The following is an 18,615-nucleotide window of genomic DNA, read 5'->3' as shown; positions in this document are numbered from 1 at the left end:
TACATAAAAGTAAGAAAAATTAGGATATCACGTGACTACTCAATCAAATGAGATAAACCAAAATCAAGCCTATCATTACGAATGGGCAGAAGGCTTTAAAAAAAGCTTGCCAGTGGCCATGGGTTATCTGCCGGCGGGCATCGCCTTTGGCGTGCTGGCGCAAGTGGCGGGCGTGCCTGTGTGGGCGACTATTATGCTAAGTGTAGTCTTATATGCAGGCGCGGCGCAATATGCGTGTTTACCGATGCTAAGTGCTGGGCTACCGATTGGTAATATTGCTACCAACATTGCCGCCATTAACTTGCGTCACGTCTTTTATGGTATGCCGTTATTGCAGTATTTGCCAAAAAATAAAATAGCGAAAACCTACTGTTTATTTGCCCTCACCGATGAAACGTTTTCGGTAATGACCAGTTTGCCAAACGAGTCGCGCCAATCACTCATACTGCCGATTAGTTTGTTTAACCAAAGTTGGTGGGTATTAGCTGGTGCGATTGGTGTAATGATTGGCAGTGCACTCAGTGACTTGGTACCGCATTTGGATTTTGCCTTGGTCTGTTTATTTGCCATTTTGGCTTATGAGCAATTCCAAAGTATCAAACGCTATTTCCCCATTGGTATTGCCGTCATTGCTTTAGTGATTGCCTCGTTCTTTACCAGTAATTGGTTGTTATTAGTAGCGATTACGATTTGTGTGCTGCTGATTTTAGCGCGTGGTTTTTGGTTACAGCGCAGTGTGCAAGGAGGCAGCAATGAGCAGTAGTTATTTGATTCTTTCCACACTGGCGATGGCAGCCGTGACCTTTATTACCCGTGCCCTGCCCGCTTTAATACCTAAGAAGCTGCTAGATACGCCGTGGCTACATCGCTTAAATGAAAGCTTGCCGCTATCTGTGATGGTATTACTGATTTTAACCAGCCTTTCTTATCAAGGTTTGTCAGGCGATGCTGGCTTCCAAGCTGGCTTAAATAGTGCCGAAGTACATTTATTTATGGCACAAATTGGCGCGTTATTATTGGTGCTACTTATCTATCATCTTAGTCGTCAATTGCTGGTCAGCATGATCGTCGGTATCGCGGCGATTAATGGCTTTTTGTGGTTATTTACGCGTTTTTTAGGCTGATTAAACGTTAAAGGTTCGTTTTATATAGTAGATTAATTTTAAAAAAGATACAGCGCGGCTGGGATGAATTTTTCGTAACCTCTGTGATAACAGCAAACAAGGAAAATTTATACCAGCCGCCTATGGCTGTTTATTCATCATTTTATTTCATACTGACTACGTTTATTTGTGCTAATAAAAAAGGCTGGAATCTTTACGAATCCAGCCTTTTTACTTACTACCATTTTTGAGTTACTTATTCTATTATAACTCTTCTACGCCCATCATATCGACTGGGGTATCAGCAACGATTTGCACGCCTTTTTTGCTTGTTTTGGCGGTGTCGTTACGTTGCTCTTGTAGATGATCGAGATACGCTTCATTGATTTGCCCAGTGATGTAGCAGCCATTAAATACCGCGCAATCGAAGCCTTCAACTTTACTATGCTTAGTATCTTTAACCGCTTCAATCAAATCGTCCAAATCTTGGAAAATCAAGCGGTCAGCGCCGATAATCTCGCGTACTTCTTCAACGCTATGACCTGAAGCAATCAGCTCGCTACGCACTGGCATATCGATACCATAGACGTTTGGATATTTAACCGGCGGCGCAGCACTGGCAAAGAATACCTTACGAGCACCGGCATCACGTGCCATTTGGATAATTTCATGACAAGTCGTGCCGCGAACGATTGAGTCATCGACCAAAAGAACGTTTTTGCCTTTAAACTCAAGCGGTACCGCACTTAACTTTTGACGCACAGATTTTTTACGTTGCTGCTGACCTGGCATGATAAAGGTACGACCGATATAGCGGTTTTTCATAAACCCTTCACGATATTTGACGTTCATTTTTAGCGCCAGCTCCATCGCTGAAGTACGCGAGGTATCAGGAATAGGAATAACCACATCAATATCATGGTCCTCACCCCATTCAGCAAGGATTTTATCAGCCAGTTTTTCACCCATACGTAGGCGTGATTTATAAACCGAGATATTATCCATAATAGAATCTGGACGGGCAAAATACACATATTCAAAGATACAAGGCGTGTATTCTTTTTGCTCAACGCACTGATGCGTATGCAGTTTATGGTCCAAATCAATAAAGATCGCTTCGCCTGGTTTGACATCACGGACAATGCTAAAGCCTGAACCTGTCAACGCAACTGACTCTGACGCGACCATATATTCTGTGCCACCGTTAGCTGCCATACGCTTACCAAAAATCAGCGGACGGATACCGTTTGGATCACGGAATGCTAGCAACCCATGACCCGTAATCATGGCAACCACGCCATAAGCGCCTTCAATACGGCTATAAACCGCTGTCACTGCTGCAAAGATATCCGTAGGCGTCGGGTGGGTTTTATTGATATTTTGCATTTCATGCGCAAGCACGTTTAGCAACACCTCAGAATCTGAATCTGTATTGAGATGACGGCGATCTTCTTGATACAAAGATTTTGCCAAACCTTCAGCATTGGTTAGGTTACCATTGTGCGCAAGGGTAATACCATAAGGCGAGTTGACGTAAAAAGGCTGTGCTTCGGCGCTACTTGAGGTACCAGCGGTCGGGTAACGAACGTGACCGATACCAAACTTACCCACCAGTTTTAGCATATGACGGTTCATAAACACGTCACGTACCATGCCATTTTCTTTACGTAAATAAAGACGCCCATCCTGTAAAGTCACAATACCTGCCGCATCTTGCCCGCGATGCTGCAACATGGTTAAGGCATCATAAAGAATTTGGTTGACCGGCTCATGAGCTGCGACCCCAACGACTCCACACATAGTTGTATCCTATTTTGTACCACACATTGATAACACAATAACGGCTGATAAGGTTGTCTTAAATGTTTGCCTATCTTTTGCCGCAACGCTGATGATCTTACTAAGAATAACGACTTACGGACAATAGATAAGGCTAATTATCCATAAGACGAGTTAATGATGATAAATAGAGGTGTATTTTACGAATATTAAAGACGCTTGAATAGTTTTTTTTAAGTGCTTAGCATGCCTTTGGATCTATAAAATTTAAGACTGATTGACCTGATCCCATGCCATCCCAAACATATCTGAGACCAGCTCTTTACCCATGGGCGCATAAGGCAGTAATTCAGGCGCGAGCACTGAGGTTTCCCACTGCGGCATTTGTACCAACAATGGCGCGCTGACGCTAAGCACCACCAAAACCATAAGCACGTTTTTTGCCGCGCCAAGTACCCCGCCCGCCATTTTATCAAGGACGCCAAGACGTAAGGTTTTAAGTACGCCAGAAAACACAAACGCAACCAGATGCATAATGGCTAAAATAGCAATCACAATCACTAAAAACGCCAGCGCCATTTGTAAAACAGGATTCTCTACCATACTTGATAATTGCGGCGCGACCGAACCTGCCAGACGCGTGGCAGCAATAAGTGCGATAAACCAACCGACTAAACCGACAGCTGTCTTAATCAGACCTACCTGAAAACCACGCCATAAGCCAATCAGGACAACCACAGCAATTACAATATCTAAACCACTCATGTTTATCGCCTCATTTGCATCTTATTTGGTGTACTTCAGTGAAGGTGAAAAGCTTGCAGTTTTAACAATCTTAACCTTCCATCGCATCGTAATAGCCACCGATAGATTGAATGCAAGACTGTACCAGTCCCGGCCCTTTATAGATAAGTCCTGAATATAGCTGCACCAAATCTGCACCTGCTTCAATTTTTTTGACGGCTTTGTCACCGCTATCGATACCACCAACGCCAATCAACGTGACCTTACCACCCAACTGGTCAGAGAATTGTTGTAGAATTTGCGTACTAATGTGGCTGACCGGACGACCGGATAAGCCGCCTGCTTGCTCACCATCGGGCAAATCTTCGACACCTACGCGGCTCAACGTGGTATTGGTGGCAATCAAACCATCAATCTCAAAGTCCAGCAACTGCTTAGAGATGTAATCCACTTGTAATGGCTCTAAATCGGGAGCGACTTTTAATACCAATGGTACATAAAAACCATATTCGGTTGCCAGATGATTGTGGCGATTTTTAATGGTAGCTAATAATTGGGTTAACGCTTCACCGCTTTGTAGGTCGCGCAAATTTTTGGTATTCGGCGAGGAGATATTGACCGTAATATAAGACGCATGCGGATAGACACGCTCTAAGCAATAGACATAATCATCAGCCGCATTTTCAACCGGAGTCGCAGCATTTTTACCAATATTGATACCGATATTGCCTTGGTATTTACAGCGTTTGACGTTTTCAATCAGGTAATCAACGCCTTCGTTATTAAAACCCATGCGGTTAATAATGGCATCGGCTTGTTTGATTCTAAATAGTCTCGGTCGATCATTGCCAACTTGCGGTTTTGGAGTGACCGTACCCACTTCGATAAAACCAAAACCCAACTCTGCTAATGCATCGATATAATCGCCGTTTTTGTCCAAACCGGCGGCAAGCCCAACAGGATTGGCAAACTGTAAGCCCATACAGTCGGTTGGCTGCATTGACTGACCATATACTAAGCCCAACACACGCGCTTTATGAGCTTTATCCAATAAAGACAAGGTCATCTCATGCGCGTGCTCGGGGTCCATATTAAACAAAAAAGGGCGAAGTAAGGCGTAAGACATAGTAATGACAGACCCTGCTTGAAAAGAAAGAATGAATAAGAAAAACGAATGCGGTCAAGCGCTGCGATTATATCAGCTTAACTGAAATAAGACCAAAGTTTCATCAGGAAAATTACGCCCTATCCTGCGAATAAATAAGCGTTAATACTGTTAATTGACTGACTTAACCTAGTAAAGAAACCCCTATCAGACAGCATTTTTATCCACATCTACCACTTATTGATATTCATATTCTCAGATTAAGGCACTGGGCGGCCATCAGCAAGCGCAATCCAACCGCGTACAATACGGTACAGATGCCAAATAAAAGTAAAGCCCATAATAACAAAACCTAAAATAGCCAATAATACTGAGCCGATGGCAATGTTGTTGGTTTCAGCGAACATACTGACACCAAAACCGCCTAAGGCAAAGGCGACAATAAGCACCCCAATGGCGAACAGGACAATACTGTACCAAAATGTCTTGATTTGCCAATCAAAATGGGTGGCAAGCCAAGTACCATCCGCATCACGGCGTTTGGCATAGTTCATAAAGATAGGCACAATCCACAATAGCCCAGCGGTAAAGTAGCTGAGCACATAAAGCAAATAGGTGATATGGTTATATGTCGTCAAAGAGCGGCGTTTATCATCACTCATCGTATTATTAGAATTATTTATCATGCTGTCACTCGTTATATTCTGTGGTCTGTAGTTATTTTTATTGTGGCAAATTATCAGGTTTTCAATGTGGTAATTGTTAAAGCGTTAACGTGGTTAATTATTTTTCTTACATAATTGACTAAAAATATTAAGAAGTCACGGTCGCCTGTACTTGAATAGCCTTGGTAACCAAGTCTTGTTGCATCGACAGTTGGGTAAATTGCCAACCTTGCTGTTCAAGCTTACCGAGTGCGCCACTCACCACCGCTTGGCTTGGATGGGTAAAGCTCAGCTGCACCGCATCGCCTGCTGCAATGACCTGCGCATCAGCAATCCCTGAGTTATTTAACAGCGCACTGATCCGGCTAGCCGGCGGCATCGCTTCAGCGCCATCTGCTGAATTGGTAGCATTTAACGCATTGCTATCAATATTACCAGCTTGGGCACGCAACCAAAAATAGTCAGCAACCTGCTTTCGATACTCATTTTTGCTCGCTTTTGCTGATTGATGGACGCTATAGCCGCCATAACCACCGACAAATAACAGCAAAAATGCCGACAATAGCAGTAAGGCTAATTGGTCACGCGCAGACAATGCTTGCCAACGTGTCAGTAAGGCATTTTGAAAGCTACTCATCCGCGTTGATAATGCACTGCTTTTAGGGTCAGCCACCATAGTGCTGCGTTTGGCGAGGCGTTGTAATCTTTTCATGGTTACCCTTTATTGCTAACGCTACTATTGTTTTCTACCACATCAACGGTTACTTGACCACTAAACTGCCCTTGCTCATTGCCATTGACTTGTTCCAGCTTAGCATTTAAGCCTTGGGCGACAAGCGTATTGGTAAATTGATCAAGACTGCCGCGGTCTGGTGCAATTAGCGTAAAGCTGAGCGCAGTTGGCTGCATGATTAACGCCTGCGCTCGTAATGACGACTGTTTAATCAACGGTGATATACGTGCCAATACCGCTATGTGAGAATCAGGCGCTTGGCTATCACTACGCAGTTTTGGTTGCAACTGCACTTGCAATTTCGTGCGCGTACTAAGCGGCTCATTAGGAAACCAAGACTGGTACTGGGTGGCAATCTCAGTTTTGGTCGCTGCTGCTGCCGCCTGATACTGGTAGAATTGTACCCCATCGGTCGCCATCTGTAATATCAGTGCTGACAGCGCCACCATCATCGCCACCCGCAGATATGGTGATAATTGCGAATCGGTCGATTTAATAAAAAAGTTCAGCGCATGACGCTCAGGAATTTCAAGCGGTTTAGGAGCAACTGGTAGCGTGGTTAATAGTAATTGATGCTCGGCAATCATTGCCGCCGTTTGAGTAGTTACTTTGACGGTAGTTTCATGCTTGGTTAAATCCATATCATCGAACGCAGGCTCATTAACCCTATCAGTAGCGTGGCTCGAATCTACAAAGGCGTCATCAATAGCTGGTAATAGCAGCACTTCGCTTAAATGTGGAAAACGCTCAAAGATTAAAGGCAGATAACTGACGGCCATGCCTTGATGTAAGGATTGGCGCAGTAGCATGGTGTGGTTATCTTTGTACAATACAAGTTGCTGACCTGCGCCCTCTTCTGGCGTTGGCAGTAATAAAAAATCAGGCAATAACGCTACGATGTTCATGCCAACAAGCTTAGCGCTTTGCTGCCATGCTTCGATATCGCTTTGAGCCAAAGCATAGAGATGATGGCTGGTATTTTCAGTCATTTGGCGAATGGCTAATTGTTCAACCGGCGTCAGAGAAGTTTCTTCAAATAAATACTGCTTACCGCTCATACCTAATTGTTTAAGCTGAGCCGTATTTAGCTCAGACTCTACTTGTAAGACATGGCTTGATGGGAAATACAGGCAAACCGATTTTTGGCTATTGGTTTTATAGCTACCATAGATATCATGCAGCTGTTGCCAGCCATCGACCAATTGCCATTGTTTTATATCTTCGTGCCAGACCGCTAGAGGACTGTGCTGCGCTCTTAACCAAACATGTAACACCAAATGTGTCCTTAATTATCCAAGCTGTTGTTTAGAGTCATTGCTGATTAAAGCTGTCATTTATTAAAGCTATGGTCTAGCAAGCATTTAAATGTTTTATGAGCATGTGTATGATTGATACTAATAAGGTTGTTCTGGGACAAAGCGGTCGATCTCGGTTGCCATACCCATCATCACAAAATCCATCTCAAACACGCGCGCTTCTGCCAAAGAGAAGGATTCAGGATAATCACCCGTTAGCAGGCCTGCGATGTGAGCAACGATAGACATATGACAGACGACCACCAGACACTCCGCTTCAACATTACCAATATCGATGAGCGCCTGATGGGCATCGTCGGATGGCGTGATATTCTCTTGTATTTGTGAGAGCACGTTAGGAGCGCGCAACTGTAATTCTGCCAGCGTCTGCTGCGCCCGCTTATAAGGGCTCACAACAAAACAATCAGGTTGATAATGAGTGGTAATATATTCTGCCGTTTCCGCCGCTTGTTTCTGACCAAAATCTGTCAACTGCCGTGCACTGTCTGGGCGCGTCCCATCTTCTGCTTGACCATGACGTACTAAGATAATTTTCATAATCTTAACCACCTTGTGTGTTACGTTTACCTGACTATTTTGATGATAAAGTAATGTTAACAATGAAATAGCTACATTCTGCTAAACGCTTTACTTATTTTCGTCTTTTTTATGCTTAGTCTTGCTTGCTGTTTGCATTTGCGCCGTTAGTGCCGCATTACTATGGTCATGCTCCATGACAAACTCAACATCACTACGGAAGCCCGCTTCCATAAGATGTAAAGCAACGCCAAGTGCCGCTTTGTCTTCATAAATGACTGCATGAAGCGCATGGGTAATCGGCATATAAATGCCTTCTTTGGTGGCTTTTTCATGTACCTGCTGAATGGTGTTGACGCCTTCAGCGGTTTGACCCAATTTTTTGACCGCCGCATCAATCGTCATACCGCGACCGAGCATATTACCAATACGGTAATTGCGGCTCAGCTCTGAGCTACAAGTGGCATATAAATCACCGACGCCCGACAGACCTAAAAAGGTCAGCGGATTGGCACCGGCATGGACACCAAAACGGCTCATTTCCGCTAAACCGCGCGTTAATATCATGGCTTTGGTATTTTCACCGACTTCATAAGCTGCCGCCATTCCCATGGCAATGGCATAAATATTTTTTAGCGCGCCACCAAGCTCAACACCGCGAACATCGTCACTGGCAAACACTCTAAAGAAAGCACTATGTAATGCTGCTTGTACCGCATGGCGTAGTGGCTCAGAGTCACTGGCAATGACCGTAGCAGACGGCATATTTTTCATGATTTCAATGGCGAGATTTGGCCCTGACATCACGCCAAAATTCACTTCCGGCAGCTCATCTTTAATAATATCACTCATCAAAGCAAAGGTATCTTTTTCCATACCCTTGGTCAAAGAGACAATAGATTGCCCGCTAATAAAGGGCGCGATACTTTTTAGGGTTTCGCGAAACGCGAGACCTGGGACAGCAATGAACACAATATCGGTATCTTTGACCGCCGCCTGTAAATCATGACTGTATTTGAGGCGATCATCAAGCTTATAACCGGGCAAGTATTTTTTATTGGTCTGCGTCTTTGCCATAGCCTTAACAGTACGTTTATTGCGTACCCACAGCGTGGTATCACAGCCATTACGGGCAGCCAAGTTTGCCATCGCCGTACCAAAGCTACCGCCACCTAAAAATGCCAAACGCAGCTTGGTTGGATTGTTATGGATTTCTGCCATGTTTTTTGCCACCGCAGATTCAACCGCGCTAGGATTTAACTTCTTACGCCCTAGCCCAGATTTGGTGGCACGCTCAATGATACTGGATAGCAAACTGTTTTGTTTTTCAGCACCTTGATTGTCTGTTTGACTGTCCTCTATATTTGCATCTGTCTTTTTATCATTAGCGCTGGTCATATTATTTTATCCGTATTGACTGACTGAATTATGAATAGAATTTGTGCTGAGTATACAGTGAGATTGAGGGTATGTTTCAACAATTATTGATATAGAACCGTTATTTTATTGAAATAACGTGACCAGTTTGGTCATTGTTTTGCTTTGCTGTATCACGTTATAGCAACGCTTACTATTTTGAAATATCGCCGTAATCATAGACCTGTCTGGACGCTATGACTCAAAACGCAGTAATGGCTCAATATCAATCGGCTTGCGCGTGGGCATATCGCATGGACTGCTGCCAGTATAAACAAAAGCCGTAACATAATCATCTGCGCCAACGCCAAAATAAGCTTTAACGGCAGGCTCATTGGCCAATAAGCCCGTACGCCAAACCGTACTAAAACCTTGAGCTTGTAACGCTAAAATAAGATTTTGTACTGCCGCGCCAGCACTGAGCATTTGCTCAAAAGGTGGCACTTTTTTATGCACTTGCATATGGGTAACGACCGTAATAATAACCGGCGCACGCAGCGGCATATTGTAGGTTTTCTTGCGTGATTTCTCAGACAGCTCTTCGCCCGCTTGCGCCGCTTGTGCTTCAGCAGCCGCTAAAAAGGCCCGGCCCAAGTCATGACGCGCATTACCTTGAGTGACGATAAAGCGCCATGGCCGCAGTTTTTTATGATCAGGAGCGGTAACCGCACAGTCAATAGCTGCTTTAATCTGAGACTCTGTCGGTGCCGGAATGCTCAGATTGCCGATGCTACGTCTTGATTTAATCCAGTTAATCAGCTGTTCATTGGTTACTTGCGCGTTTACCCCTCTCGGGCTTTCGGCTTGATTTTCTTCGCTATTACTGTTCAGTTCGTTACCGTTATCCATATTACTTTCAGAACTATTCATATTTTATCCTTATTTATTATTATGCAACTGCATTAGCGATATGCCTTACGCCGCTTCTGAGCCTTCGATGCGATGATCCATGCGCAAATAGTCCTCTGACTGCATTTCAAGCAGGCGTGAACGTGTACGCTCAATCTCAAAGGCCAATTTTTGTCCTTGATAAAGCTCGAGAATTGGCTGCTCTGCTCTTACCAATAGTTTGACGCGGCGATCATAAAACTCATCAACCAGATAAATAAAACGGCGGGTCGGATCACGCAAATCATCATCTAAAGCGGGCACAGAATTGATTAACACCGTGCTAAATTCTTTGGCAATTTGGATAAAATCAGACGCTGAGCGCGGCTCCATACATAAATGACGGAAGTCACAAAATAAAATATCTTCGGTACGGGCATTGATTTTGATTTCGCGACCATTGATGGTAATAGGCGCGTTGCTGATTTTTTGATTGTTAGACAAACTGGCGAAACGGTTGGCAAGCCAGTGATGATTGGCCTTAGTTAACGGCGATTCATATAACTCCGCTTGCTGTAAGACACGTAGGCGATAATCAATACCAGAATCAATATTCATCACTGTGGTGTGACGCTCAACTTCGGCGATAGCTGGCATAAAGCGATCACGGTGTAGACCATCTTTATAAAGCCCTGCTGGTTCAATGTTTGATGTGGCGACCAAAGTCACGCCGCGATTAAATAGCATGGTAAACAAATCACCCAAAATCATCGCATCTGAGACGTTGGAGACAAAAAACTCATCAAAACAAATAATCACTGCTTCTGCATAAATGATATCCGCGACTTTTTCTAGCGGATCGCTTTGACCTTGTAGATTATTTAGCTCTTGATGGACGCGCTGCATAAAGTGGTGAAAATGCTGGCGCATCTTACGCTCAATGGTCAAAGAGTCGTAAAACATATCCATCATCCATGTTTTACCGCGTCCTACCCCACCCCACATATATAAGCCCTTGGGTGCAGCAGGTTTTGATTTTAGAAAGCTAAAAAAGCCTTTTTTTTGCGCCACGCTATCATTGAGCTGATGATACAACCCATCTAAATAGCTCATTGCCTGATATTGCTGCTCATCTCGAGTAAACTCATCAGTGCTAATGGCTTGCTCATAACGTTGCAAAGGAGATAAACTCATAATACGACTCATCATTAGACAAAATAAATATAAAAAACTAACAGTATGCTTAGGTAAATTGGTTCAGACATCAGCTGGTTTTACTGCGAATCTTTGGACCCAAAACTATGCTCTTCCAACAAACCTTTAAGCTCAGATAAACGTCCGTGAAAAAAGTGCCCAGCGCCATCAACGATACTAACCGGCAGACCGAGACGCTCAGCAAACTCCTGCATGCTAGCAGGCGTAACCACATTGTCTTCATTACCATATATCTCAAAGGTTTTCTCAATCGGTAAGCTCAAATCATCGGTGGCGTTTTTTTCAACGGAGGGTGCAATAAGAGCAACGTTTGCTATTTCAAAATCACTCAATCCCCAAATGTGCGGCGATACCATGACTTGCTCAGCGACACGTGCCGTCACATAACCGCCAAACGAAAAACCACCTAACCACAATTTACGTGCGTTGGTTTGCTCTGCAATCCATTGTAGCACGGTCATTGCGTCTACTACTTCCCCTTCCGCATAATCGTGCTCGCCAGTTGACTGCCCGACACCGCGAAAGTTAAAACGTACCACATGCATGCCATTATCACGCGCAAATCGATACATGGTCGTGACTACCTTATTATTCATCGTACCATCGAATAAAGGATTAGGATGGCAAAGCAGCGCCACCGTATCGGTATTGGGATCGTTAGGATTGTCTTGTTGCCAAAGTGCGTCAACTTCGAGCACGCCAGCAGGAGCAGGAATCAGTTGCATAGAATTACTTACTAATTAAGAATGAATAGTCCAATTATCCTAGATATGGTTTATATTTCAAGTGATTTGCTGTGTACCTGCAACGTTGCACACAATAACCGCCTAGACACTCCTCGTCGCAATACGTTAGATTCATACAAGTTGTCGAGTAATATATTGAACTTATAGGAAAAAGGAAACTATTATGAATATTTTTAATAAAACCGCTACTTTAACAGCAACACTGGCTTCGGCTCTGGCTTTGAGTGCCTGTCAAAGCACGCCTTCTTCACCGGTGATTCAGCGCGCTAACTCGATTTATGAAACCACGGGCATCGCTGAGAGCAAAGTCAAAGCTCAGCAAAATGCAATAGACAGTGCGCAAAAAACCTGTGGAAGAAAACAAGTGATTATCGTTGATGACAAAGTAAAGTATAACGGTATTTTAAATGAGCAAACGGGTCGTATGGTCGGACAAGCAGGCGCGGTCATCGGTTCAATCTTTGGGACGGGCACGCCAGATTTATCACGTAAAGATGATTATGAGTATATGATTAATTTTCGTTGCCAATAAAAAATGATAATTTAACAAAGCTCTTAGCCAATAAGTTTGCGAGATAGCTATTATATTCATCTATATTTATCGCAGCTTATTGGCTTTACTTTTTGTCGCGGCACTTTTGGGGTAAACTATCCTGTCTGGTATTTTATATCTGCAACCTCTACTTTGATGCGTTAATCTAACGCCATCAGCCTTTCAGCCTCGATTACCTTTGGTCTCCTATTATGCGCAAACCCAATCTAGCAAATATGAAACAAGCCAGCTCTAAAAAAGATAAGGTATTGGTGCCTGCCAAAGATTTAGCGACCTTGGAGGCGGAACTGGCTGAGCAAGAAAACAGTCTGGAAGTCAGTTTAGAAGATACGGTTTTGCGCCTAAGTGATTACTTATCGGCGGTCGATATGGTCATCAAACAGACCTTTAATCACCGCGTATGGGTAAAAGCTGAGATTCGCAACCTATCAAGTAAAAGTGGGCATTATTACTTTGAGCTAGCAGAAAAAGATGACGACGGCAAAGTTATTGCCAGCTGCCGTGGTAATCTTTGGCGCTTTAAAGCGGCGCGCGTCTTAGCAAAGTTTGAGCGCGCAACCGGCATGCCGCTTGACCGTGATTTGACCGTCTTACTCAAAGTATCGGCAGGCTTTCATGCACAATACGGTTTCTCACTGACGATTGAAGATATTGACCCAAGCTACACTTTAGGCGACTTGGCGCGGCAATATGCGGAGATGGTCGACCGCTTGACGGGCGAAGGCTTATTAAACCTCAATCAGCAGCTACCCACCCCATTTGATATCGAGCATGTCTTAGTCATTGCCCCTGAAAAAGCGGCGGGATTGGGCGACTTTCAAGCCGATGCGGACCGCTTAGCTCGTACAGATGCCTGTCATTTCCATTATCACAATGCTACTTTTCAAGGCAATCACGCACCAAGAGAAATCCGTCAAGCTATCGTTAGCGCCCAGCAGCAGTTTTACGACACCTATCAGCGCCTGCCAGATTTGTTAGTCATTATCCGTGGCGGTGGCGCCGTTGGTGATTTAGCCTATCTCAATGATTACGAGCTTGCCGCTCTTGTTGCCGAGCAACCTATCCCTGTCTGGGTTGGTATCGGTCATGAGCGTGATAAAGTGATTTTAGATGAAGTGGCGCATAGCAGCTTTGATACACCATCAAAAGTGATTGCTGCTATCATGGCGCATTTAGCCCAGCTCGTCACGCAAACCCTGCAATACCAAGCGCAGATCAAACAAGCAGCGCAGCGTCAACTGAATATCGCTGAGCAACAAACGTCACGCCAGTTGAGTCACATTCAGTCGCAAACGATTGGTCAATTGACCGCCCTGCAAAAAGACAGTGATTATGCTTGGCAGAGTATTCAGCAAAGTGCCCAGCGCCAAGTCAAACAAGCAGCCAGACGAACCAGTGAGCTGCGAGTCCAAACTCAAAATTCTGCTTATCAGCAATTAACCATTGCATCAAGTTATAGCCAAAACCAAAAAAAGACGATTATACATAATGCCCAGCAGCAGTTGCTACAAGCACGACGTGATAGCGAATATCTGCGCGATATTGTACTCTTGCATCGTCCTTCTCGTGTGCTTAAGCAAGGCTACACCATGCTCACTGATGCAAAAGACAAGCAGATACTGACCAGCAGTACGCAACTTTATGCTGAGAAAACGGTACATATCATCTTAAAAGATGGTAAGGCAAAAGCACAGATTATTGATGTGAAGACCAATTAGTTATAGTCTGTTTGCCATAAAAATACAGAGCTGTTGGGATAAATTTTGCGTAGCCTCGAACAGTGACGAAGTCACACAGCAAGCAAGGAAAATTTATAACAGCAGCAGACTCCTGAAACTAAAATATTTAACAACTTTTTATCTACTTTTCTTTCTATGTTTTTTTCTTAAACTAATGTGAATATTAGGAAACCTTATGACAACCCCTACTCGCAAACGTAAAAAAGCCGCCCCAAAGACCTTTAAGGCAGCTTATGATATTCTAAAAACCAATGCCGCTGAACTACAGCAACAAGATGAGCCAGATATCGATAATCTGATGACAACGGTTGAAGAGTCGATTGCCGCTTATCGCGTTTGCGAAACCCGTATCAATGCCGTACAGCAAGCGTTAGATGCCGCTTTCGCCGAAGAAGATAGCATAGAGAACAGTGACATTTAAACTAAATTAAGTCAGCTCTATTCTGGCTCATCGACTTCAAAAACTTGGCGCAGATAGGCAAGATAGGTATCATTATTGATCATGGTCTTGCCTGGGCTGTCCGACAATTTGGCAACTGGCTGCCCATTGCACTCAACCAATTTTAAGACGATGTTTATTGGAGTGATGCCCATATCATTGGTCAAATTGGTGCCAATGCCAAAGCTGGTTCTTATTTGACCTTTAAAATATTGATGTAAATTCCACGCCTTATTTAAATCCAATCCATCACTAAAAGTTAATATCTTGGTTCTTGGGTCTATTTTTAATTTTTTATAATGCGCAATGGCCTTATCGCCCCAAACATACGGGTCGCCGCTGTCATGACGCAGACCATCGAACAGCTTGGCAAAATACAAATCAAAGTCGCGTAAAAATGCATCCATCCCAACGACATCGGTCAGCGCAATACCCAAATCACCACGATACTCATGTACCCATGCTTCAAGTGCCGCTTTTTGTGAATCACGCAAACGCACATCCAATGCCTGAAATGCCTGCATAAACTCATGTGCCATCGTTCCTATCGGCGTCATGCCGAGTTTTTTCGCTAAATAAACGTTTGAAGTACCGCTGACGATTTTTGGCTCAGCGTTATGTAAAATCTCAACCACATGCGCTTGCCAAACCTTGCTAAAGCGTCTACGTGTACCAAAATCAGCGACGATAAATGGCGGTGTATTATTATCATATTTTTCCTGCTTTACCGCATACTGATGCAATAACTCAACTTTCTCATCTAGCCTGCGCTGCCCTTCTTCAATAACGCTGGCATTTGATAAAGCACTAAAATATAGCTCATTCACAATAGCTAGGACAAATACTTCAAAAAACATCGCCTGAATCATCGGCCCTTCGATATCAATAAACAAGCGGCCTTTTTCGTCGGTGCTAACGGTGATAAAACGGCGTTTTAGCTTAAATAGTTCTAGATAATCAACAAAGTCTGAACGCATAAAGCGCAATCCGCGTAAATACTCCAGCTCATCTTCTAAGAATCGCAATTCACACAAGCTGTCTAGCTGTTGCTCTAAATCTTCTTTGATATCCGCCAATGGATACAGCGTATCTTCGTTATTACGGCAGCGAAAACGATAAACGCCATGGGTCTGCGGAAACTGATGCAGCATGGCTTGTAGCATGGTAAATTTATATAAGTCGTTATCCAATAACGAGGTAATAATAGGTTCAAAAGGTTTAGAAGTTTGAGTAACGGTCATGTTACAGCCTTAAATACAAAAATGAAAAGTCGCTAAACAAAACGAGCGACGAAATAGGTAGCAATAGTTATCAAGATGCCAAGGTTATCAAAATGCCAATAATAGAAAAGGTTCAGATTTTGAGTATAACGAAGTTTGCCCCGTTTTTCATAACTCAACGCTTATAACAGCAAAACTACAACGATAATAAACGTATTAATCCTTTTACTTTGACTTATAGGTTTGGAATAACAGCCATAAAAAAGACGCCAAGCATCAGCGTAACGTCTCATCATAGGTTTAATTTTCAGTATGAACCATTAAGGTTTTGCAGGCTTTACCAATTTTACCAAAGGCCCATAGCCTGACTGCGGCATCACGCTGACTGGGATAAATTGTAGTGCACCGCCATTGATACAATAGCGCAGTCCGCCGCGGTCTTTTGGACCATCTGGGAATACATGCCCCAAATGTGAATCCGCGACCCGCGAGCGAATCTCAGTACGCACCATGTTAAAGGCAGTATCCTCATGCTGAGTAATCACCTGTTTATCGATCGGCTTGGTGAAACTTGGCCAACCGCAGCCAGATTGGTATTTATCGGTGGATAAAAATAACGGTTCACCGCTCACCACATCGACGTAAATCCCTGGCGCAAATAAATTATCATACTCATGACTAAACGCACGTTCTGTCGCTGCCTCTTGAGTGATATTGTACTGGGCTTTGGTTAGGGTATTTTTTAGCGCGCCTTTATCAAAGTTTGCATAGCGTTTGGAATCTAAGGTTTCAGCAACCGTGCTGACCGGTGCAAGCTTGGTTCGCGCAGTGCCTTCCGGCTTATCATCAGCCAAACTTAAATCGACATGACAATAGCCATTTGGATTTTTTGCTAAATAATCTTGATGATACATCTCAGCCAAGCAAAAATTATCTAACGGTTTATTTTCGACGACGATTTTTTGTTTATATTGGCTTTGTATACGTTTAAGGGCCGCATCGATGACTGCTTTATCTGCTTTATCGGTATAATAAACGCCCGAACGGTACTGAACGCCGCGATCATTGCCTTGTTTGTTTAGGCTAGTTGGATCTATCACGCGTAAGTAGTATTTTAGAATCGTATCAAGATCGGTTTTATCGGCATCGTAAGTAACCTTAACCGTCTCAGCATGACCTGAGCCACGAATCACTTGCTCGTAGCTTGGATTGGCGGTATCACCATTGGCATAGCCTGATACCGCATCGACCACCCCTTCGACGCGCTCCATATAAGCTTCAACGCCCCAGAAGCAGCCACCTGCCAAGTAGATTGAGCGCGTATTAATCGCTTTGCCTTTATCGTTATAGTAGACGCCATCTTTTTGCTTGATGGTTTCAATTTTACTGTTGTTATTCAATGCTTGGGCGTTTGCTGGTTTGGCATTTCCCGCTTTTAGCTCGGCAAAGTCATTATCAGCATTTTCAGCAAGGGCATAGGCTTGCTCTGCTGATATATTACCTTTGACCAAATGCACCAAGTTGCCTTTTTTATCGAGTATCGCCCAGCTTGGGTACACTTGCACGCCAAGCTTATTAATCAGCTCACCCGAAGCGTCGGACAATACGGGTAGTTTAGGATAATCAGCTTGCACGCCTGCATACCAAGTCCTAAAATCGCTCTCTAATTTTTCATTGAGATGACCGGGACTGGCAACGGTAACAAGGTTTAAACCGGCAAACTTAGGATCGATACGCCACTCTTCGGTTTCTGCAAGCGTGCCTAGACATAACGGGCACCAGCTTGCCCAAAACTTAATCAAAGTAGGTTTATTGGGGTCAATAACCGCGCACCTGTGTTGCCCAAACCCTTGGTCAATTGCGGTAACGCTTGCATTTGCCCGAGCATGTCGGATGGCAGCATATCCCGTGAACTTTTCACGCCGCTGTTTTGGCTACTGGCATTAGCATTGCTCTTAGCATTGTTTTCTGCGCTACTCATTTGCCCGCAAGCAACCAAAATTCCTGCACTTAATACCGTCGTTACCCCAAAAGCACTGACATTTTTTAACCAGCGCGCAGCTGTTCGTGGGGATTGTGTCGATAAATCATGAGTGTTGCTGCCCTTATCAGAGCGATTGGTATTATGAGACTTATTATCTTGTTTATCAGGTAGCATGAAGAATCCTTTTCACAAAATATTACGTGCACCCGCTTAATGATTAATAGTTATTAAGCGTATTCAACAGCAATAAAGCAGAATGAATGTTAGTGAAAGCAAATAGATTGCGAGATATATGAAAATGAAAAGAATTATAACGACATTAGGCTATCTTAATAGTATACAACGCTAGTGGAGTTTGCTTTAATAGTAAATAAGTGGTTGCTACACTTTTTTAACAACGCCGTAAGAGTAGTGATATACACAAGTGAGCACAAAGAAATGATGTGAGCAATTATTAATGAGCGATTATATTTATATGAGGATAAAATAATAAAAAATCAATATTACGAAACTA

Annotated in this window: 17 protein-coding genes and 1 pseudogene; 5 read left to right on the top strand and 13 right to left on the bottom strand. The window is 43.6% G+C overall.

Annotated features, from left to right (window positions below; translation table 11 throughout):
• Positions 1–31 precede the first annotated feature (31 nt).
• Positions 32–763 (top strand): AzlC family ABC transporter permease, encoded by a 732-nt coding sequence (locus IQ457_RS02470; protein ID WP_200661948.1) that lies wholly within the window; start codon positions 32–34, stop codon positions 761–763.
• Positions 753–1,124 (top strand): AzlD domain-containing protein, encoded by a 372-nt coding sequence (locus IQ457_RS02465; protein ID WP_200661946.1) that lies wholly within the window; start codon positions 753–755, stop codon positions 1,122–1,124. The genes IQ457_RS02470 and IQ457_RS02465 overlap by 11 nt, the downstream gene beginning before the upstream one ends.
• A 243-nt stretch (positions 1,125–1,367) precedes the next feature.
• Here IQ457_RS02465 and purF read toward each other — a convergent pair whose 3' ends face one another.
• From purF to IQ457_RS02410, 11 genes are all read right to left on the bottom strand, one after another.
• Entirely contained in the window at positions 1,368–2,903 is a 1,536-nt protein-coding gene (purF, locus tag IQ457_RS02460; RefSeq protein WP_200661945.1) for an amidophosphoribosyltransferase, read from the bottom strand.
• A 246-nt stretch (positions 2,904–3,149) separates the two neighbouring features.
• Positions 3,150–3,647 carry a CvpA family protein gene (locus tag IQ457_RS02455; RefSeq protein ID WP_068408192.1) on the bottom strand — a complete coding sequence of 166 codons (498 nt, stop codon included), beginning with the start codon at positions 3,645–3,647 and terminating at the stop codon, positions 3,150–3,152.
• A gap of 70 nt (positions 3,648–3,717) precedes the next feature.
• Positions 3,718–4,752, bottom strand: a complete 1,035-nt coding sequence (locus IQ457_RS02450) for a quinone-dependent dihydroorotate dehydrogenase (protein WP_200661944.1) — start codon at positions 4,750–4,752, stop codon at positions 3,718–3,720.
• 239 nt (positions 4,753–4,991) lie between these two features.
• Positions 4,992–5,417 carry a DUF4870 family protein gene (locus IQ457_RS02445; RefSeq protein WP_068408194.1) on the bottom strand — a complete coding sequence of 142 codons (426 nt, stop codon included), beginning with the start codon at positions 5,415–5,417 and terminating at the stop codon, positions 4,992–4,994.
• A gap of 127 nt (positions 5,418–5,544) precedes the next feature.
• The gene (gene gspM / locus IQ457_RS02440; protein WP_200661943.1) at positions 5,545–6,108 is read right to left on the bottom strand and encodes a type II secretion system protein GspM; all 564 of its coding nucleotides are present in this window, start codon (positions 6,106–6,108) and stop codon (positions 5,545–5,547) included.
• A 2-nt stretch (positions 6,109–6,110) separates the two neighbouring features.
• Positions 6,111–7,403, bottom strand: coding sequence for a type II secretion system protein GspL (gene gspL, locus IQ457_RS02435; RefSeq protein ID WP_200661941.1), 1,293 nt, complete (start codon positions 7,401–7,403; stop codon positions 6,111–6,113).
• A 120-nt stretch (positions 7,404–7,523) separates the two neighbouring features.
• Complete coding sequence (locus IQ457_RS02430; protein WP_200661940.1) at positions 7,524–7,982, bottom strand: SixA phosphatase family protein; 459 nt, start codon at positions 7,980–7,982, stop codon at positions 7,524–7,526.
• Between the two features lie 90 nt (positions 7,983–8,072).
• The gene (locus IQ457_RS02425; RefSeq protein ID WP_193030593.1) at positions 8,073–9,359 is read right to left on the bottom strand and encodes an NAD(P)H-dependent glycerol-3-phosphate dehydrogenase; all 1,287 of its coding nucleotides are present in this window, start codon (positions 9,357–9,359) and stop codon (positions 8,073–8,075) included.
• A gap of 213 nt (positions 9,360–9,572) precedes the next feature.
• Positions 9,573–10,247 (bottom strand): nitroreductase family protein, encoded by a 675-nt coding sequence (locus IQ457_RS02420; protein ID WP_200661939.1) that lies wholly within the window; start codon positions 10,245–10,247, stop codon positions 9,573–9,575.
• A 45-nt stretch (positions 10,248–10,292) separates the two neighbouring features.
• Entirely contained in the window at positions 10,293–11,399 is a 1,107-nt protein-coding gene (gene zapE / locus IQ457_RS02415; RefSeq protein WP_144297624.1) for a cell division protein ZapE, read from the bottom strand.
• An 80-nt stretch (positions 11,400–11,479) separates the two neighbouring features.
• On the bottom strand, positions 11,480–12,145 hold the full coding sequence (locus tag IQ457_RS02410) for an alpha/beta hydrolase (protein WP_200661938.1): 666 nt from the start codon (positions 12,143–12,145) through the stop codon (positions 11,480–11,482).
• 184 nt (positions 12,146–12,329) lie between these two features.
• Here IQ457_RS02410 and IQ457_RS02405 point away from each other — a divergent pair, with 184 nt between their 5' ends.
• The 3 genes from IQ457_RS02405 (at position 12,330) to xseB (ending at position 14,879) form a co-directional block, all read left to right on the top strand.
• The gene (locus tag IQ457_RS02405; protein WP_144297622.1) at positions 12,330–12,698 is read left to right on the top strand and encodes a hypothetical protein; all 369 of its coding nucleotides are present in this window, start codon (positions 12,330–12,332) and stop codon (positions 12,696–12,698) included.
• A 212-nt stretch (positions 12,699–12,910) separates the two neighbouring features.
• Entirely contained in the window at positions 12,911–14,437 is a 1,527-nt protein-coding gene (xseA, locus tag IQ457_RS02400; RefSeq protein WP_200661937.1) for an exodeoxyribonuclease VII large subunit, read from the top strand.
• Between the two features lie 196 nt (positions 14,438–14,633).
• On the top strand, positions 14,634–14,879 hold the full coding sequence (gene xseB / locus IQ457_RS02395; RefSeq protein ID WP_200661936.1) for an exodeoxyribonuclease VII small subunit: 246 nt from the start codon (positions 14,634–14,636) through the stop codon (positions 14,877–14,879).
• 17 nt (positions 14,880–14,896) lie between these two features.
• On the opposite strand, the gene pncB is transcribed toward xseB, so the two are convergent.
• Together pncB and msrAB are read right to left on the bottom strand one after the other, a co-directional pair.
• Positions 14,897–16,138, bottom strand: coding sequence for a nicotinate phosphoribosyltransferase (pncB, locus tag IQ457_RS02390; protein ID WP_200661935.1), 1,242 nt, complete (start codon positions 16,136–16,138; stop codon positions 14,897–14,899).
• A gap of 299 nt (positions 16,139–16,437) precedes the next feature.
• A pseudogene (msrAB, locus tag IQ457_RS02385) lies at positions 16,438–18,275 on the bottom strand (bifunctional peptide-methionine (S)-S-oxide reductase MsrA/peptide-methionine (R)-S-oxide reductase MsrB).
• Positions 18,276–18,615 lie beyond the last annotated feature (340 nt).

The sequence above is a fragment of the Psychrobacter sp. M9-54-1 genome (assembly GCF_016613355.1).
Lineage (GTDB): Bacteria > Pseudomonadota > Gammaproteobacteria > Pseudomonadales > Moraxellaceae > Psychrobacter > Psychrobacter faecalis.
Note: the sequence above shows the minus strand (reverse complement) of the source record. Positions and strands in the feature narration are given on the sequence as shown.

What these genes read in the sequence shown, in the direction of transcription:
- IQ457_RS02465 (WP_200661946.1), top strand. Translation starts at nt 753, where the DNA reads ATGAGCAGTAGTTATTTGATTCTTTCCACACTGGCGATGGCAGCCGTG.
- purF (WP_200661945.1), bottom strand. Translation starts at nt 2,903, where the DNA reads ATGTGTGGAGTCGTTGGGGTCGCAGCTCATGAGCCGGTCAACCAAATT.
- IQ457_RS02455 (WP_068408192.1), bottom strand. Translation starts at nt 3,647, where the DNA reads ATGAGTGGTTTAGATATTGTAATTGCTGTGGTTGTCCTGATTGGCTTA.
- IQ457_RS02450 (WP_200661944.1), bottom strand. Translation starts at nt 4,752, where the DNA reads ATGTCTTACGCCTTACTTCGCCCTTTTTTGTTTAATATGGACCCCGAG.
- IQ457_RS02445 (WP_068408194.1), bottom strand. Translation starts at nt 5,417, where the DNA reads ATGATAAATAATTCTAATAATACGATGAGTGATGATAAACGCCGCTCT.
- gspM (WP_200661943.1), bottom strand. Translation starts at nt 6,108, where the DNA reads ATGAAAAGATTACAACGCCTCGCCAAACGCAGCACTATGGTGGCTGAC.
- IQ457_RS02430 (WP_200661940.1), bottom strand. Translation starts at nt 7,982, where the DNA reads ATGAAAATTATCTTAGTACGTCATGGTCAAGCAGAAGATGGGACGCGC.
- IQ457_RS02425 (WP_193030593.1), bottom strand. Translation starts at nt 9,359, where the DNA reads ATGACCAGCGCTAATGATAAAAAGACAGATGCAAATATAGAGGACAGT.
- IQ457_RS02420 (WP_200661939.1), bottom strand. Translation starts at nt 10,247, where the DNA reads ATGAATAGTTCTGAAAGTAATATGGATAACGGTAACGAACTGAACAGT.
- zapE (WP_144297624.1), bottom strand. Translation starts at nt 11,399, where the DNA reads ATGAGTTTATCTCCTTTGCAACGTTATGAGCAAGCCATTAGCACTGAT.
- IQ457_RS02410 (WP_200661938.1), bottom strand. Translation starts at nt 12,145, where the DNA reads ATGCAACTGATTCCTGCTCCTGCTGGCGTGCTCGAAGTTGACGCACTT.
- IQ457_RS02405 (WP_144297622.1), top strand. Translation starts at nt 12,330, where the DNA reads ATGAATATTTTTAATAAAACCGCTACTTTAACAGCAACACTGGCTTCG.
- xseA (WP_200661937.1), top strand. Translation starts at nt 12,911, where the DNA reads ATGCGCAAACCCAATCTAGCAAATATGAAACAAGCCAGCTCTAAAAAA.
- xseB (WP_200661936.1), top strand. Translation starts at nt 14,634, where the DNA reads ATGACAACCCCTACTCGCAAACGTAAAAAAGCCGCCCCAAAGACCTTT.
- pncB (WP_200661935.1), bottom strand. Translation starts at nt 16,138, where the DNA reads ATGACCGTTACTCAAACTTCTAAACCTTTTGAACCTATTATTACCTCG.